At 43.5% G+C, this 17,244-nt stretch carries 14 protein-coding genes; 7 read left to right on the top strand and 7 right to left on the bottom strand.

Features of this window, described 5'->3' with window-relative positions:
• The first annotated feature begins 4 nt into the window (after positions 1-4).
• Positions 5-970, top strand: coding sequence for a M15 family metallopeptidase (locus P5G49_RS02545; protein ID WP_301241908.1), 966 nt, complete (start codon positions 5-7; stop codon positions 968-970).
• 57 nt (positions 971-1,027) lie between these two features.
• Here the strand turns inward: P5G49_RS02545 and cls are convergent, their stop codons facing one another.
• Entirely contained in the window at positions 1,028-2,479 is a 1,452-nt protein-coding gene (cls, locus tag P5G49_RS02540) for a cardiolipin synthase (protein ID WP_301241907.1), read from the bottom strand.
• A gap of 222 nt (positions 2,480-2,701) precedes the next feature.
• Here cls and P5G49_RS02535 point away from each other — a divergent pair, with 222 nt between their 5' ends.
• Positions 2,702-4,027 (top strand): L-cystine transporter, encoded by a 1,326-nt coding sequence (locus tag P5G49_RS02535; protein ID WP_301242270.1) that lies wholly within the window; start codon positions 2,702-2,704, stop codon positions 4,025-4,027.
• Between the two features lie 43 nt (positions 4,028-4,070).
• On the opposite strand, the gene P5G49_RS02530 is transcribed toward P5G49_RS02535, so the two are convergent.
• Positions 4,071-5,294 carry a helix-turn-helix transcriptional regulator gene (locus P5G49_RS02530; RefSeq protein ID WP_301241906.1) on the bottom strand — a complete coding sequence of 408 codons (1,224 nt, stop codon included), beginning with the start codon at positions 5,292-5,294 and terminating at the stop codon, positions 4,071-4,073.
• Between the two features lie 168 nt (positions 5,295-5,462).
• Between P5G49_RS02530 and P5G49_RS02525 the strand changes: the two genes are divergently transcribed.
• From P5G49_RS02525 to P5G49_RS02510, 4 genes are all read left to right on the top strand, one after another.
• Positions 5,463-6,764 (top strand): MFS transporter, encoded by a 1,302-nt coding sequence (locus tag P5G49_RS02525; RefSeq protein ID WP_301241905.1) that lies wholly within the window; start codon positions 5,463-5,465, stop codon positions 6,762-6,764.
• A gap of 15 nt (positions 6,765-6,779) precedes the next feature.
• On the top strand, positions 6,780-8,048 hold the full coding sequence (locus P5G49_RS02520) for a S41 family peptidase (RefSeq protein ID WP_301241904.1): 1,269 nt from the start codon (positions 6,780-6,782) through the stop codon (positions 8,046-8,048).
• A 130-nt stretch (positions 8,049-8,178) separates the two neighbouring features.
• On the top strand, positions 8,179-9,570 hold the full coding sequence (locus tag P5G49_RS02515) for a TldD/PmbA family protein (RefSeq protein WP_301241903.1): 1,392 nt from the start codon (positions 8,179-8,181) through the stop codon (positions 9,568-9,570).
• A gap of 3 nt (positions 9,571-9,573) precedes the next feature.
• Positions 9,574-10,926, top strand: coding sequence for a TldD/PmbA family protein (locus P5G49_RS02510; RefSeq protein ID WP_301241902.1), 1,353 nt, complete (start codon positions 9,574-9,576; stop codon positions 10,924-10,926).
• A 65-nt stretch (positions 10,927-10,991) separates the two neighbouring features.
• On the opposite strand, the gene P5G49_RS02505 is transcribed toward P5G49_RS02510, so the two are convergent.
• The 4 genes from P5G49_RS02505 to P5G49_RS02490 form a co-directional block, all read right to left on the bottom strand.
• Positions 10,992-12,152 carry an MFS transporter gene (locus tag P5G49_RS02505; protein WP_301241901.1) on the bottom strand — a complete coding sequence of 387 codons (1,161 nt, stop codon included), beginning with the start codon at positions 12,150-12,152 and terminating at the stop codon, positions 10,992-10,994.
• Between the two features lie 250 nt (positions 12,153-12,402).
• Positions 12,403-14,802, bottom strand: a complete 2,400-nt coding sequence (locus P5G49_RS02500) for a heavy metal translocating P-type ATPase (RefSeq protein ID WP_301241900.1) — start codon at positions 14,800-14,802, stop codon at positions 12,403-12,405.
• A 75-nt stretch (positions 14,803-14,877) separates the two neighbouring features.
• On the bottom strand, positions 14,878-15,087 hold the full coding sequence (gene copZ / locus P5G49_RS02495; protein WP_301241899.1) for a copper chaperone CopZ: 210 nt from the start codon (positions 15,085-15,087) through the stop codon (positions 14,878-14,880).
• Between the two features lie 13 nt (positions 15,088-15,100).
• On the bottom strand, positions 15,101-15,433 hold the full coding sequence (locus P5G49_RS02490) for a metal-sensitive transcriptional regulator (protein WP_301241898.1): 333 nt from the start codon (positions 15,431-15,433) through the stop codon (positions 15,101-15,103).
• Between the two features lie 284 nt (positions 15,434-15,717).
• Between P5G49_RS02490 and P5G49_RS02485 the strand changes: the two genes are divergently transcribed.
• Entirely contained in the window at positions 15,718-15,858 is a 141-nt protein-coding gene (locus P5G49_RS02485; RefSeq protein WP_301242269.1) for an Lmo0850 family protein, read from the top strand.
• Between the two features lie 181 nt (positions 15,859-16,039).
• On the opposite strand, the gene P5G49_RS02480 is transcribed toward P5G49_RS02485, so the two are convergent.
• Positions 16,040-17,221 carry an FtsW/RodA/SpoVE family cell cycle protein gene (locus P5G49_RS02480; protein ID WP_435877171.1) on the bottom strand — a complete coding sequence of 394 codons (1,182 nt, stop codon included), beginning with the start codon at positions 17,219-17,221 and terminating at the stop codon, positions 16,040-16,042.
• Positions 17,222-17,244: the final 23 nt, after the last annotated feature.

Here is a 17,244-nt window from a genome sequence, read left to right as displayed (position 1 = left end):
CTAGATGAACCGGAAGAGAAGAAGCACGTTTTCGAAAAAATCCAATAAAGCATTGACGATTACATTACTTTTGGTAGGAATTTTTATGACCGCAATCGTAGTATGGGTCGGCATGAATGATTGGGATGTAAATAAAAGTTTAAAACAGATTGGCATTGAGGGACCGGAAAAACAACCGTTGATCGTCCAAGAGCCTGAGGAAACAGAGGAACCGATTGATCCGTTGGAGCCGGAAATTGAAGAGGACACTGACGATGAGTCGCCGTCAACTGTGGACGAGCCGCTTGAAGAAGAGCCGAATGCCGAAGTGATAGAGGAACCAAAAAAGGACCAGAAAAAAGAAGTTCCAGAGAAGTCAACACCTAAAACTGAAGATAAATCCGAAGGGACGACCCCTCAAGTTAATCAAAACAAAAGTGGCTATATTGAGGGTCAAACACTTCCGGATAAGCCGACATATGTAAAAGGAATCCTGATTGCCAATAAAAGATATCCGCTACCAAGCACATTTGCTCCAGGGGAAAGTAAAGAGGCAAGGGACGCCTTTGAAGAAATGTCTGCGGAGGCAAAGCTATCTGGCATCAATCTAACGGCTTTCAGCACATACCGCTCATATGAATACCAAGTTTCCCTTTACGACCGATACGTTAAGAAAGACGGCGTAGAGAGGGCTGATCAGTACAGTGCAAGACCTGGTTATTCCGAACACCAAACAGGCCTTGCTTTTGACATCGGGGAAGTGAACTATGAAAAACATTGGGCCTCTTCCTCTTTTGGTGAAACTGAGGCGGGTAAATGGGTGGCGGCAAACGCTCACCGGTACGGTTTCATCATGCGCTATCCGAAAGGGAAGGAAGAGATTACGGGCTATATGTACGAAGCATGGCACTTCCGTTACGTTGGTGAAGAGATAGCGGAAGAGATCTTTAAACGCAACGTCACTCTTGAAGAATACCTTGGACTAAATTGAAAAAGCATCCATCTTCTCCGAAACATTTCGGACAGGTGGATGCTTTTTTGTTGGTTCTTATAGTATAGGCGACAACAATCTTGAAACCGATTCTTTGATTTTAATCCAACGAGTACGGTTCAAGTACATCTCATAAGTGAGCTCTGTCGAAAGTTGCATATCCTGTTCGAACAACTCAGCTAATTCGTGTGACTTTTCGCGATCGTAGATAAATGCGTTAATCTCGAAATTGAGTTTGAAGCTTCGCACATCGATATTTGCTGTTCCAACTGTAGACAATTCATCGTCCACTACGATTTGCTTTGAGTGGATAAATCCATTTTCGTAAATATACACTTTTGCGCCTGCCTTCAATAGTTTCCCGACATTTGAATACGTCGCCCAGTATACAAACATATGGTCAGGCTTATTCGGAATCATGATTCGGACATCTACGCCTGATAGACACGCAATCCGTAATGCATCAAGAAAGCTGATATCTGGAATGAAGTAAGGCGTTTGAATATAAATATATTCCTTCGCTAAAAAGATCATCTTCAAGTAGCCGTCTTTTATCTGTTCCCACTCCGCATCTGGTCCACTCGAAACAATTTGCAAACCGACGGAACCTTTTCTTGGAATTGCGGGGAAGTACCGTTCCGCGTATATAATATCATCTCTGTCCGAGGCTTGGTTCCAGTCAAGAAGGAAACGGGTTTGCAGTGGATGCAACGCACTTCCTTCGATACGAAGATGCGTATCACGCCAATAACCAAACCTTTTATCATGCCCCAAGTATTCATCACCGACGTTGAAGCCGCCGACATAACCGATCCTTCCGTCAATGATGACGATTTTCCTATGATTCCGATAGTTAAGTCGCGGGTTGATGAGTGGAAGTATTGCAGGAAAGAACGCTGCAACTTCACCACCACTGTCGATTAACTCCTTTAAGTGTCTAATCCGCAAGCCCCTGGAGCCGATATCATCGAAAAGGACTCGGACTTTGACCCCTTGCTTCGCCTTTTTGATCAACACATCCAAAATCCGATTGCCTAAAGCATCTAACCGTAAAATATAATATTGGAAATGGATATGGTCTTTAGCATTTTCAAGATCATGCAATAAAGCATCGAATTTTGCCACACCATCATTAAATACTTGCACATCATTGTCTTGCGTCAATACTGCATGGTTGTTACGAAGATGCAAGTAAATCATATCTTGGTAATGAGCGGTATCGTCCAATCTGAAGTCGAACGTTCCTTTTTCAATTGCCTCAATTTGGTAGTCGATCAATGTTTCGATACCGATGCGATTTTTACCTTCCCATCTGAATAAATGCTTTTTACCTAACTTCCTTCCGAATAATAAATAAATGAAGAAGCCAAAAAATGGGACGAAGAATAGGACGAGAAGCCATGCCCATGTTGCTGTGGGATCTCTTCTTTCGAGGAAAATGAGCGCAATCGCTAGAAATATGTTCAATGTGAAAATGGCTGTTACTGTAATTGAAATCAAACCCGCCATATACGCCCTCCTTTACTGATACTCCCTATTAGTATACAGAAAATAGTTCGAAAAATAATAGAATACTCTTTTAAAATAAAACCTACTTGACAGATAAGAATTAGGGGATTATAGTCATATTATAGTGTTAAACCTTTACAAGGGGGAAAGAAAGAATTGGATACATTCTTATTGTTAATCAATATCGTTAGCTTTTTGCTTTTAGTTGGGATTCTCTATACTATGCACCGCAAAAAGGTTTCGTTTTCTAAAAGAGTATTTACGGGCCTCGGACTCGGAATCCTTTTCGGATTCATATTGCATATCGCGTATGGGGCAGATTCGGAGATTCTTGCTGAATCGGTTAGTTGGTTTAATATTGTAGGCACCGGCTATGTGAAGCTTCTACAAATGATCGTTGTGCCACTTGTTTTCATTTCGATACTTGGCGCCTTCACGAAAGTGACAATAGGCAAGAACTTCGGGAAGATGGCGGGAATGATTTTAGGGATTCTTGTAGGGACGACTGCAATCGCAGCCATCGTTGGAATCTCAGCTTCATTACTATTTGGCTTGGACGCATCTGAAATTGTTCAAGGTGAGGCGGAAACTGCAAGAGGCCTCTCCATAGAAGAGCGTTCTGCTGGTATGGCGGATAAGGCATTGCCGAATCAAATTCTTGATCTTTTGCCAGCAAATCCATTCCTTGACTTTACAGGTGCGCGTCCTACTTCGACAATCGGTGTCGTCATCTTCGCAGCGTTTCTTGGATTTGCCTATTTGGCACTTGTAAGACGTGATGAAGAGAACGCGAACTTAGTGAAGAAGGGAATAGATGCCCTTTATTCCTTAATTATGGGTGTTGTACGAATCGTTTTGCGTTTGACGCCTTATGGTATTTTGGCGATCATTGCAAGAACTGTCGCCACATCGGATTTCGCGGCCATCTACAGTCTTGGTAAATTCGTTCTTGCTTCATATGTCGCATTGATTATCATGTTCATCATTCACTTGGTAATTATCTCGATTTCCGGACTTAACCCAATTACGTATGTGAAAAAAACAGCGGAAGCATTACTATTCGCTTTCTCGTCAAGATCCAGTGCAGGTACATTACCACTTAACATCAAAACGCAAACCGATCGTCTTGGTGTTCCGGATGGCGTTGCGAACTTTGCGGGCTCATTCGGTTTATCAATCGGACAGAACGGTTGCGCAGGGGTTTACCCGGCTATGCTTGCAATCATGATTGCACCGACAGTCGGACAAAATCCGCTGGAACCGACTTTCCTTCTCACATTGATTGTCGTAGTTGCCATCAGTTCATTCGGGGTAGCAGGAGTCGGCGGTGGGGCAACATTCTCTGCAATCCTTGTACTATCTGCATTGAATCTTCCAGTTGCGTTAGCGGGTCTATTGATTTCGGTTGAACCGCTTATCGATATGGGTCGTACTGCGTTGAACGTCAGTGGTTCAATGACCGCTGGAGTTGCAACTGCAAGAGCCGGTGGGGAATTGGATAAGGATATTTATAACGGTTCGATTGAAAATCAATCAATTGAAGCATAATAAAAAACGCCGCAAAAGCTTTTACGCTTTTGCGGCGTTTTATTTATTTCTCGATGGATTCAAAGGTTTGCATGATAAAGTCTTTATAAGGTGTTCTTGGCATGTTGGATACATTGTTCACAGCTATCTCAATGGAACGGTGTGCTTCCGCTTTATTCCCTAACTCTATATGACAAAGCGCAGCATATGCATCTTTTTCATAGAAGATGGATAAATCGAATGGATGGTGGATGTAATCTGCTATTATTATTTTCCCGAAACAGGATAGCGCTTCTTTAAATTTGCCAAGGCCATATAGCGCCTTGCCTCTTTCCATGTATGAATATGGAGTATGCCAATTTGTAAGATTATGTTCATCATAATGGGCATCGATCAGCTCCATTGCTGCCTCATACTCTTTTTTATAGGAGGTCAAATAATGAACTTTCGCGAATCTCGTAAAAAACATCGCTTCTTTATCATCAGCAAACTCTCCATATAACAAAAGTTTGCGCTCGTAATACTCCATCGACTCAATATCCTCGTTCATCATCGCATGGAATGTCGCCAACCTGTACAAATGATCGATGCGATAGAAAACCTGATTCTCCTTCGAAAATTCAATCCCTGCATTCATAACGCGGATCGCCTCATCAGCATCGCCTACTGCATAGTGGAGCACCGCCTCCAAATAGTCGAAGTCAAGTCGGGTGAGGGAGTCGATGAACACGCTTCGCTCTTCTATTTCGGATCTCTCCTTCAATAAGATTTCAAGCGCGCTTTCGTAATCATGCTCCGTGAATTTTACCATCGATCGGAACATACCGACCGCTGCAAGACGACGAATAATATTCATTTGGTCATATATAGCCCCAGCCTTATTTAAAAGTTCCTGCCAGCCGTCCTTCTTCTCATAATAAAGGGCGCGACTATAAATCTCCAAAAGCCTGGCCGCCTCATATCCCTGCGACAATTTCTCCACATAAGGCTCCACTAATGCAAGAATCTGCTTATATTCATCCGTCAATTCGTCAACTTCAACAGTGAAAAGTTTCTCTACAGTTTTCAACAAATCCCGCAATTCCTGAGGATTCACTTCCTCCAATAGTTTGGACACTTCAACGCCAAGACGCTCGGCTATATATGAAAGGCTCTCCATCGATGGATTCGCTTTATTGTTTTCGATTAAACTGAGCATCCCTTTTGTAAGCTGCTCTCCCGCCAATGCTTCCAATGTAAGTTTTCGCTGTTTACGTAGCACCCTGATCCGTTCGCCTAATGTTTGCATGGGGAACACCTCCGATTTTTTGGTGGTAAACGAGAACTTCGCAAAAAAACTGTCATACAATAATTCTATGAACCTTGTTTAATTATATTAAACTTTTGCTTGAAATGGAAGAGGGGCCATGGTATTATTTGTTTAACCAGATTAAACTTATTGAATGGAGTGACTATTTTGAGTGAAGTGATAAAATTAAAGAGAGCGACGTATCATCTTTGGACGTTTACGATCAGCAAACTTATTTCATCATTTGGCGCACAAGTATATGCATTTGCTGTCAGTTTTTATATTTTACAATTGACAGGGTCTGCGACAAGCTTTGCAACAAACTTGATTTGCAGCATTTTGCCTCGAACACTTATGGCACCATTTGCCGGTTATGTTGCGGATCGATATTCGAGAAAGACAATTATCATTACAGCGCAGATTGCTTCAACATTGGCTATAGGTGGCCTTCTTACGATCAGTCTAACTTCAGGAATTTCACTTATTGCAATTTATGCTACTACAGCTGTTTTAGCCGTAACTTCCACTTTTTCTGGAGTGACATTCAGTTCATCGATAACAGGACTGGTCGATGAATCCCGTATTCAAAAGGCGATGTCATTGAATCAAATGTCAATTTCTTTTGCGGCAATCGGCAGTCCAGCAATTGCTGGTGTGCTCTATGGCACAGTACCGATGCATGTGTTCCTCATTATGTACATGACAGCTTCAATGGTTGCAGTGCTTCTTGAATCGACGATGAATTTCAAGCTTTTCGCGAAAAGGAAAGAAGTTGTAGAAGGGGCGCCAAAAGAATCGATGTTGCAAAGTATGAGAGCAGGACTTTCCTATTTGAAGCTACAACCGGTTATCATGGCGATCATTTGGATTTCATTATTTATCAATTTCCTATTCGGTGCGTTCATGGTCGGCCACTCCTTCATCCTCATTGAAAAGCTGAAAATGGAGCCGGAGCATTTTGGTCTAATTGATGGTGCATTAGCTGTAGGGATGTTGCTCATGTCGCTTTACTTATCAATGCGGAAAGAAGTGAAGTTTCCCCTATTAGTTGGGAAGCGAGGAATCATTGGTATGGCTTTACTTATGAGTGGGGTAGCATTACCGCTTATCATTTCCATGCCATACTCATTGATGTTCGCATATTATGCAATGCTATTGTTCGGCTTCGGATTGACTCAAATCATTGTCAATACACCATTCATGGTTATGATGCAAAAGATGATCGATGACGATTACAAAGGACGTGTCTTTTCCATTCTCGAAACGATGGCGATGGCACTCATGCCATTAGGAATGGTTTTATACGGCTTCCTATATGATGTGTTACCAGCACAGTGGATTCTTATTGTTTCCAGTCTGTTACTAATCGGGGTAGTCCTTGTGTTAGCGAGGCCGTCAGTTGTTCGAAAGGCGCATCCGGAGCTTGGAGAACGGAAAGCTGTGAAAGCAAAGGCTGTATCAGAACTATAAAAAAGGGGTGTGAAATTGGAGAAGATTTTTAAAGAAATTATTCAGATCATGCATAACGATTACGCGGGCTGCAATGATAAGCGAGGTTGTGACAGACCGGATCATTTCCTTGAATTGATTAAAGGAAATGATTGGCTGTCGAAGATGGAATTCAAGGAAATCGTTGAAGAATACTTGTTGGATTTCAACGATCAACATATTCATTTCGTTATGGAAAATGCGGAAAATGAAACGCCGAAAAATCGCGGCTTCAAAGTGCGCCGCTATGAAGAGCGACTGTACGTCACGGAAGTGGATTCGGAAGAGCGTCTTCAATTAGGAATGAGTTTCGTTTCGTTGGGGGGTAAAAGCATAAGTGAATTGAAGGAGTTGCATCATGCGCGGTTGAATGAAAACCATCCTGAGCGGGAAAGTTGGGCACCAATTCTAATGCTTTATTCGGAAGGTGAAGTAGAAGACGAGAATGGAACGCGGACATTTACATTCGGCTTATTTGATAAAAAGCCTTATGTCCCGACCTATTCGGTGGAAGAAAGAGAAGGAGTCGCTTTTATTACGTTGACTGACTTTGCAAATCCGGATGCCATCGTGAAAATGGTCGAAGAAAATAAAGAGATGCTTGACACAGCGGATCAGTGGATTATCGATGTGCGTGTGAATTATGGGGGGAGCGATTCGAGCTTTTATCCATTTATTCCATACTTAATGCCTGAAGAGGGAGTTGAGTTTTCGAATTCGGGCGATAAAATGTTATTCAATTGTACGAAAGCCAGTGCAGATCGTATTTTGCCTGAGTTAGAGGAAGCGCTCGCAGCGACAGATGATGAGCAGTCAAAATGGTTTTTGTCAGTCTTTAAACGTGAATGGGAACGCAACCGCGGAAAGGGCTTCGTTGAATTCGACTTTGGCGACATGGTAAGTGAAACATTCGTAAAAGGATCCAAGAATCCTTCCTCAGTCATTGTCTTGGCAGATGTCTTCTGCGGCAGTTCGGGTGATTCATTCGTCGAAGGCGTCAAGAAATCGAGTAAAGTGACAGTCATAGGCAGAGCGACAATGGGGTTGAATGACTACGCAAATTTGGTGAGCATGAAGTGGGAGGAAGGGATCGAGTTGATGTATCCGTCATCTCGTCTTTCCCGGATCGACAAAGGGTTAGGGATGACAGGTGTCGGCGTCACGCCGCATATTCATATCCCTTGGACACCTAAGCATATTGGAGAAGATTTGGATGTGAAGAAGGCTTTTGAGCTTTTATCGAGAAACAGCATATTGGCGAACTGAGGTCTAAGGGAAAGTATGGAGATCTATTCGTAATGAGTAGATTCTGTAAATATAAAAATGAAACTATTCTCATAATGAAACGTATACCTATATGTATCGTTATTAGAAAAATAGGAACAGGGGGAAAATTATGCTGAACAAAGCGCTTATTGAAGATGTGTTGCAAGCTGCACTTGAAACGGGCGGCGATTTTTCGGAAGTGTTTGTTGAAGATCGGTACACGAATCATATGGTCCTTCAAAATTCTCGTTTAGAGAAGAATTTGTCTGGACGAGATTTTGGCGTTGGAATACGTGTGTTTCTTGGGTTACAAAGCGTCTATGCTTACACGAATGACTTCACAAGAGAGGGGCTTTTGAAAGCTGCTCATACAGCTGCGCAAGCCATTCAAGGGAAGAAGGATGGGAAGACGACGATAATCCCGCTCCTCAAAGAATCGGTTTCAATGCTCCATCCAATAAAAATCATGCCAACTGAAGCAGCTAAATCCCGAAAGCTTGCTGTGATGCGTAACGCGAATGATATTATCAGAAACTATGATTCGGAAATCGTGCAAGCTATCGTTAACTTGATTGATGAGGAGCAAAATGTGCTAATTGCCAATTCCGAAGGGAAGTTTGTGGAGGACAAGCGGGTGAGAAGCCGGATGTCTATGGTATCCATCGCTTCAAACGGAACGGATATGCAGACTGGTTTTTATGGTCCTGGCGCGTATCAAGGCTTTGAGTTTATCGAAAACCTCGATTTAAATCATTATGCGAAGGAATCTGCCCGGATTGCCAAAACGATGCTACATGCTGATCCGGCGCCGAGTGGGAAATTCCCTGTCATTATCGACAATGAATTTGGAGGAGTCATTTTCCATGAAGCTTGCGGGCATAGTCTTGAAGCGACTTCAGTTGCGAAAAATGCTTCAGTATTCGCGAATAAATTAGGAGAAAAAGTAGCGTCAGATCTTGTTACATACATTGACGATGGGACGCTTGAAAACGAGTGGGGCTCACTCAATATTGATGACGAAGGCGAGAAATCCCGTAAAAATGTGCTTATTGAAGACGGTATTCTGAAAGGTTATATGATTGATAAACTAAACGGCAGACGGATGGGAATGGAGTCAACAGGGTCAAGCCGCAGGCAGTCATACAGATTTGCGCCGACATCCCGGATGACAAATACGTACATCGCTCCAGGAAAATCTACGCCAGAAGAAATCATCGCGGATACGGAATACGGCATTTACGCGAAATACATGGGTGGTGGTTCGGTAAATCCTGGAACTGGAGATTTCAACTTTGCCATTAATGAGGCGTACTTGGTCAAGAATGGAAAAATTGAGAAGCCTATTCGTGGTGCGACACTGATTGGGAACGGGGCGAAAACGATACTGGATATCGATCGCGTCGGCAATAATTTAGGCCACGGAGCTGGAATGTGCGGCTCGTCAAGTGGTAGCTTGCCAGTGAATGTAGGGCAACCGATGGTACGTGTAAGTGAAATTACGGTCGGCGGAAAGGAGGCATAACAAATGAGCATTGAACAATTGAAGGAGCGGCTGTTTGCTGAAGGCGAGAAAATAGGATTTACTGATCTTGAACTCTATTATGAGAAAAAAGAGAGTCTTACGATTAGGTTATTTGAAGGTGAAGTGGATAAATACGACTTTTCCGATGTTCAAGGAGCATCGGTGAGGGGATTGTATAATGGGAAAACAGGTTACGCCTACACAGAGAAATTCGATGAGGAATCTGTTGCATTCTTGCTGGAAAATGCAGTGGAAAATGCGGAACTGATCGAGAGTGAACCGGAAGAGTTATTTACCGATAAAGCGGAGTATGAAAAAGTCCAATTCTATAGCAGTGAATTGGATACGGTTAAGCCGGAAGACATGATTGAGTTCTTGAAGCAAGTGGAACAGAAAATTCTTTCATACGATCCAAGAGTGAAGAAGGTCACAGGAACTCAAATGCAGAACCAGAAATCGGAAAAGGGCCTTTTCCATGATAAAGGGTTGGAGCTAAAGGAATCGAATAACTTCCTGCTATTTTACGTATCGATCCTTGTCGAGGAAAACGATGAATTAAAATCCGGGTTTGTTTTTAGAATCACTAAGGATTTTAATGAACTTGACGCAGACGGGATTGTAAAAGAGGTCGTAGAACAAGGCTTAAGCATGTTGGGAGGAAGGAATTATCCAAATAAAAATTACCCTGTTGTCTTGAAAAATGAAGCAGCGGCTTCTCTTTTGTCAACATTCACATCCTCTTTCTCTGCCCAGGCTGTACAGGATAACCGATCCCGCCTTAAAGGAAAGCTGGATCAGAAGATTGCAGCAGACCATGTGAATTTGGTGGATAACCCGTTTCTTCTAGAGGGGATTCAAAGTGCGACATTCGATTCGGAAGGGGTTCCTACGCGAAAGCTTAACATTGTAGAGGAAGGGAACTTACAAACTTACTTCCACAACTTGAAAACAGCGAAAAAAGATGGCGTGGAGACAACAGGGCATGCACATCGTGGTTCATATCGGGGTTCAGTCGAAGTGAGCCCGTCCAATTTCTATATTGAACCTGCGAGTCAACCGTATGAGCAGCTTTACGCGGGGCTTGAGGAAGGCATCATTATTACCGGTTTGGCTGGGTTGCACTCTGGAGCGGATCCGATTTCAGGCGACTTTTCATTGGCGGCTGACGGCTATTACGTAAAGGACGGCAAGATTGCCGGTCCAACGAAACAAATGACTGTAGCGGGGAACTTCTTTGAAGTGCTCCAGGACATTGAGGAAATCGGCAGTGACCTGATCTTCTCGCCGATGAGTTTCAATGGGTACATTGGTTCACCATCGTTGAAAATTAAGGGCTTGGCGGTTACGGTTGATTAAATTACGATAGAAAATGAAAAGGCATAACATATTTCACGATATGTTATGCCTTTTATTTACGTTAATTAAGCAGAACGCAATGTCTTCGAAGACTTGTGATACAAGAAAATGAAGACGATGGAAATGATGGCGAGCGTTGCGGAGATAAAGTAAATCTCGCCTGTCGCCCTTGTGAAGAGATAGGTGAATAACAGTGGCCCGATGATGCGCCCCATATTGTCCATGGAATACGTCATGCCAGCTGCAGTCCCGTACTTTCCGCCCGATTCCTTCGATGTCAATGAAACGAGCACTGTCCGTGTAAGCGCGTTTCCTGCTGTAAATATGCCAAGTGCGACTCCTGCCCAGAAAAGGCTGCCTGTGAAAGGTATTAAAATCAGTCCAACAGCCGTGACAATCTGGGCACCTACTATCCATTTCGTTTCTGAACCGTTCTTCACGCGGCGTACAACACCGCCCTGAATGGCCGCATCGACAAATCCGCTCGCCATGAACAGGTACCCAACTTGTTTAGGGGTAATCTTGATAGCTGAGATCTGGAATAATTGAAATGTTGACTCAATCCCAGCTAATATCAATGTCACCATAAAGGAGAGTAGAAACAAGTTTCGAATCCGATATTGCCAAAGCATAGCTCCGCCCTTCGGTAGCAATGAACGCTTGTTGGCCTCCCCAAGACGTTCAGGCTCTTTCAGGATTACGCCCGCGTAGATTACCAATAGCAATGTCAATATTCCTGATCCGATAAATGGTAATTGGAGGCTGTAGTGACCAAGCACCCCACCGATTGCAGGCCCGAAAATGAACCCGAGACCGATAGACATGCCAAGCAAGCCCATATACTTGTTCCGATTTTCTTCAGTTGTCATATCCCCAACAAACCCTGTGACCGCAGTATATAATGCCCCGGAGAAAATACCCCCTACTACACGTGAAAGGTAGAGCATCGTAAGATTTTCAATGAAGAAAGCGAACAAGAAGAAGCTGAGACTGAAGCCGATAAGGCCTACGATTATTAGTTTCTTACGACCTGTCCGATCGGATAATGCACCCCAAAGCGGTGCGGTAAAGAAGGAGGCAAGCGAATAAACAGTTAGCAATCCGCCCACATGGATTTCAGAGAGGTTCTGTTGCACAATGACTTCCGGCAAGATTGGTATAATAATGCCAAATCCAAGATAAACGAAAAATTGGACAGACATCAATAGAAGAATCGATTTTTTCATATATAGACAACCCACTTTCTATAACCATCAATACTGCCATTTTACTCTGTTATTCTGATACGTACAAAGAAATATGTGTCAGAAAATGACAAGCGTTGTCCAAAGGTTGTCCAAATTTGTTCATAATCTTACATGGCGGATTGGAAAGCTCATCCTTTTTTGAGGTGGGAGTGGAGAGTCGGTGGTAAACCCCCGAGAGGCGGTGGTAACCACAAAAACCCCCTCCGCCATCACGGAAGGGGCGAATCAATTATCTCAACTTCACTCTTTGCAAACGCAATGCATTCAACACAACCGACACCGAACTGAAAGCCATTGCCGCGCCAGCAACCCATGGCGCGAGGAAACCGACTGCGGCAATCGGGATGCCGACCGAGTTATAGGCGAGTGCCCAAAACAGGTTTTGCTTAATATTACGTACAGTCAACCGGCTCATGCGGATTGTATCAGCTACCCGTAACAAATCACCATGCATCAACGTGACATCTGCTGCCTCCATCGCAACTGCCGTTCCTGTGCCCATTGCCATCCCGATATCCGCCACTGCCAAAGCAGGTGCATCATTAATACCGTCGCCGACCATTGCCACTCGTTTTCCTTCTGCTTGAAGTGAAGCAACGACTTGTGCCTTTCGTTCTGGTAGTACACCCGCGATAACATGATCAATGCCGGCGTTCGCCGCAATTGCTTTTGCGGTTCGTTCCTGGTCGCCCGTCAGCATGATGACGTCGAGGCCCATTTCCTGAAGCTCAAGAATCGCTTGTTTGGAAGTCTCTTTCAAAGTATCAGCTACTGCAATCGTCGCAAGATGCGTGCCATCCACTGCCATATACATGACTGTCTTTCCTTCATTTTCAAGCTTTTCAACATCTGAAGTATCTACATTCAATTCAATACCTTCATCGGCAAGCAATTTCCGAGTGCCCATGAATACTGTTGATCCTTCGATTACACTTCGGATACCGTGTCCTATAATTGCTTCGAATTGTTCATTCGCAGGCAATTTCTCAACTTCATTTAATCCAAAAGACGTGATCGCCTTTGCAACCGGATGCTCGGAATCACTTTCCGCAGCCGCCGCATAGGCTATTAGCTGTCTGCGATCCCCATTTTCAGCGACAAGAAAATCTGTCACTTCCGGAATGCCTTTTGTAATCGTTCCGGTTTTATCCAACACGACCGTGTCAACCGCTTTCGTCTGTTCCATCGCTTCAGCAGTTTTGAATAAAACCCCTTGCTCTGCCGCACGGCCGGAACCTGCCATAATAGAAGTCGGAGTCGCAAGTCCAAGTGCACAAGGACAGGCGATTACGAGAACTGCTATCATCGCAGTTAGCGCCTCTGCAAAATTGCCTGGTGAAGCGACGAAATACCAAACTAAGAACGTAACGACAGCTATGCCAACCACGATAGGTACGAACACGCCTGATATCTGATCGGCAAGCCTTTGGATAGGGGCCTTCGAACCTTGGGCCTCTTCAACAACTCGAATGATGTTCGATAGTACGGTGTCCTTGCCGATTTTATTCGCACGGACTCGTAAAGATCCATTTGAATTCACAGTGGCCGCGAATACAGCATCGCCGACCTTTTTATCGACAGGTAAACTTTCGCCGGTCAACATTGACTCATCCACTGCAGATTCCCCAGCAATCACTTCAGCATCAACAGGAATGGATGAGCCAGGGCGAATGACAAGGACATCTCCGATTTGGACGTCATCAATTGGGATCTCAGTAATCTCGCCGTCTTTTTCAATAATCGCCATTGTAGGCTGCAAGCCCATTAATTTCTTAATGGCATCCGAAGAACGTCCTTTTGCACGAGCTTCGAATACTTTCCCAAGTAAAATAAGCGTGATTAATACAGCACTTGTTTCGAAATAAAGTCCGTGATTGGAACCAATCAATACTAAATAGACCGAATAGAAATAGGCGGCGGATGTACCGAGTGCAACAAGCACATCCATGTTGGCGCTTTTATTGCGCAAAGCAAAGAAAGCCCCTTTATAAAACATCCATCCGATGACGAACTGTACGGGTGTCGCAAGTAGCCATTGCACATAAGGATTCATTAGCCAATTTGGAACAGGCATCCAAGATGTGAATGAAAAGTGAGAGAACATCGTCCAAAGAAGCGGAAGGGAAAGGGCCGCGGAAATATAAAACAATCTTGTTTTATGTCGGATTTCTTTCTGACGATGATCTTCTGTTCCTTCAGGTATTTCGCTCTTCAATTCGGCGTCATACCCCATGTTTTTAATCTTGGCAATAAGATCGGAAGCTTTAATAACGGAAGGGTCGTATTCAACTTTTCCTGTTTCAAGCGCCAAATTGACAGTCGCTAACTGGACGCCTTCCATGCGGGATAACCCTTTTTCGATTCGCGCGGAACATGCCGCACATGTCATTCCGGAAATTTGAAAGTCGGCCTCTTCTTTGACAGTGTCATATCCTAAAGCCTTTATTTTTTCCTGGATAGCTTGAATATCAACCTTTTCATCATCGAATGAAACGGCTGCCTTCTCAGTGGCGAAGTTGACGGTGGCTGAGTCGATGCCGTCCATGCGTTGCAGCCCTTTCTCTACCCGATTTGCACAAGCGGCGCATGTCATTCCTGTAATGGTAATATCTCTTTTCACTTCACTCATTCTATGCACCTTCTCTATTGTTTATTACCCTATAGGGGTATATAGAAATCCAAAAGAAACTGCGGAAATCCGCAGTCAGACAACGTCATATCCTTGATCTTCAATTGTTTCAGTAATTTGTTGCACGCTTGTTTGACCGCCTTCGAAATCGACAGCAACTGTACCTTCTGATAGGTTGACGCTAACTGCATTTACTCCTGTCAATTTGCCGACGCTATCCTCTACTGCCTTTACACAATGTCCGCAAGACATTCCTTTTACATTTAAAACTGCTTTATCTGCCATGATTTTTTCCTCCTTATTTTCGCATCAATTTTGTAATCGTGACGATAAGTTCATCAAGCACCTCATCATCGCCTTCTGCGAGACGATCTTTGACACAGCCTTTCAAATGACCGTCAAGCAAAACCCTGGCAACACTATTCAGAGCAGATTGGGTTGCCGATAATTGTGTAATGACGTCATCACAGTAAATATCCGCTTCAATCATTCCTTTAATGCCGCGGATTTGACCTTCGATCCGATTTAATCGATGTATGAGATTCGTCTTCACGTCATCGGGATGATGGCTTCTCCTGCAGGAAATTTTCGTTTGTCCATCCTTCGTGTCATTCATCAAGTCTTTAGTCATCGAACCGCCTCCTTCTTGTTCATCTTAAGGTACCCTTGGAGGGTATGTCAATAAGAAAGCCTGACTATTTAATTTTCGCTGGTTTATCGGGATGCAAGCTTTATTTTCGAAACATGTATAAAGTATTTACACAAAGCGAACAATTTGTAACAGAATTGAAAGATTTAAAAGTGGACAGGAGTGGTATGATGTGTATAGATGACAATTGGCATGAATTTCATGCCGATGAAACTTACTTAAGCTACGACACGTCAACATTATATAGAAAGGTCGAGGTGGAAAAGATGGCGAATGAAAAGGTTGATTTGAAAAAAATCATCTCCAACTTGGCGAAGTTGGGTGTTTCGGCAACAGCTACGAAATCCCGTTTGGAAATGCTGAAAGCCCTCGCGCCACCTGTAAATGACCCGCAAATACAGTCATAAAAAAATCTCCCGCATAATTGCTATGCGGGAGATTTTTATTGCGTTTTTGAATTGATTTATGCGTGAATAAAATGATTTATGAGCATTTGTACCGACTTATGCGTAAATAATGGGGTTTATGCTTCTATAGATAAAGTTATGCGTGAATACAGCAATTTATGCGTTTTTGAAGCTGTTTAGTTCATTCATCGTCGTCTGAGCTGAACATATACGTCCGATGATGGAACTTCATGCTGAATACAAGCCCAATTGCGAGCATGTTGCCCATCAATGAACTGCCCCCGTAACTGATGAATGGCAACGGGATTCCCGTAATCGGCAGGAGCTGTGTCGTCATGCCGATATTCTCAAATACATGGAATGTGATCATTGCAATAATGCCTGCACAGATATATGTGCTGAAAGGATCTTTGAGTTCAAGTGTAATTTTCGTCATATGATAGATCAGGAAGAAGTAAAGGCAGATGACAAGGCTTGCGCCGACAAATCCCCAATCCTCGCCGATTACGCTGAAAATGAAATCGGTATGACTTTCAGCAACATATACTTCCCGCCCTTTAAATCCTTTACCAAAAACTTCTCCAGAGCCAATCGCATTAAGAGATGTGATAAGATGACGCCCTTCGTTAGATGCGTACGAGTAGGGGTCAATCCACGAGTAAATCCGTTCGAAGTGGTAAGGTTTGAAACCGAACTTCGCCAAAAATTCCTGAGCGTAAAGTGCCATCCAGAGAAGAGTAAGACCAAGAGTGGCGGTTCCAGCGAAAATCGGAAGTATTATTTTCCATGTGATACCCGCGACGATGATTAACGCAACGGTGATGGCGATGAAGACGAGTCCTGTTCCTAAATCGGGTTGTAGCATGATGAAAGCGAATGGAATGATGAAAACTGCTACGATTTTACCAAGCAATAGAAAATCCGATTGTAAAGTTTTTTCCAAGTAGCGCTCATGGTGTTTAGTAATCGTGCGGGCTAAACCAATGATGAAAAATGTTTTCATGAATTCAGCCGGCTGGATGCTGCCAAGGCCTGGAAGGTGGAACCAGCTTTTCGCTCCATTCCGGCGGGCAACAAGTTCCATGCTATCAGGCAAAATGTAGAGCGTAACAAGAAGGAGTATTCCTCCGCCATAGATGATCCAGGCTGCTTTCTTGTATTGTTCCGGTTCCAAATACATTGTCATCGCAATAATGATTGATCCTACGACGTACCATTGGATTTGGGATGGGATGAAGTTTATATTGTATTGTCCTGTTGTTTGGGCAGAAGCGATGGCAACGATGCTAATTGTGCCAAACAGAAGAAGAATGAATGCCAGTGGCCAATCGAAACGATCTACGGGTTTATTATCTATTTTCACAAGGTTCACCTTATATAAGTTTA

This window comes from Sporosarcina highlanderae (assembly GCF_030433715.1).
Classification (GTDB): Bacteria; Bacillota; Bacilli; order Bacillales_A; family Planococcaceae; genus Sporosarcina; species Sporosarcina highlanderae.
Note: the sequence above shows the minus strand (reverse complement) of the source record. Positions and strands in the feature narration are given on the sequence as shown.

Excerpts from the sequence above, each read along its gene's own strand:
- P5G49_RS02545 (WP_301241908.1), top strand. The coding sequence starts at position 5 with ATGAACCGGAAGAGAAGAAGCACGTTTTCGAAAAAATCCAATAAAGCA.
- cls (WP_301241907.1), bottom strand. The coding sequence starts at position 2,479 with ATGGCGGGTTTGATTTCAATTACAGTAACAGCCATTTTCACATTGAAC.
- P5G49_RS02535 (WP_301242270.1), top strand. The coding sequence starts at position 2,702 with ATGCACCGCAAAAAGGTTTCGTTTTCTAAAAGAGTATTTACGGGCCTC.
- P5G49_RS02530 (WP_301241906.1), bottom strand. The coding sequence starts at position 5,294 with ATGCAAACATTAGGCGAACGGATCAGGGTGCTACGTAAACAGCGAAAA.
- P5G49_RS02515 (WP_301241903.1), top strand. The coding sequence starts at position 8,179 with ATGCTGAACAAAGCGCTTATTGAAGATGTGTTGCAAGCTGCACTTGAA.
- P5G49_RS02510 (WP_301241902.1), top strand. The coding sequence starts at position 9,574 with ATGAGCATTGAACAATTGAAGGAGCGGCTGTTTGCTGAAGGCGAGAAA.
- P5G49_RS02505 (WP_301241901.1), bottom strand. The coding sequence starts at position 12,152 with ATGAAAAAATCGATTCTTCTATTGATGTCTGTCCAATTTTTCGTTTAT.
- P5G49_RS02500 (WP_301241900.1), bottom strand. The coding sequence starts at position 14,802 with ATGAGTGAAGTGAAAAGAGATATTACCATTACAGGAATGACATGCGCC.
- copZ (WP_301241899.1), bottom strand. The coding sequence starts at position 15,087 with ATGGCAGATAAAGCAGTTTTAAATGTAAAAGGAATGTCTTGCGGACAT.
- P5G49_RS02490 (WP_301241898.1), bottom strand. The coding sequence starts at position 15,433 with ATGACTAAAGACTTGATGAATGACACGAAGGATGGACAAACGAAAATT.
- P5G49_RS02485 (WP_301242269.1), top strand. The coding sequence starts at position 15,718 with ATGGCGAATGAAAAGGTTGATTTGAAAAAAATCATCTCCAACTTGGCG.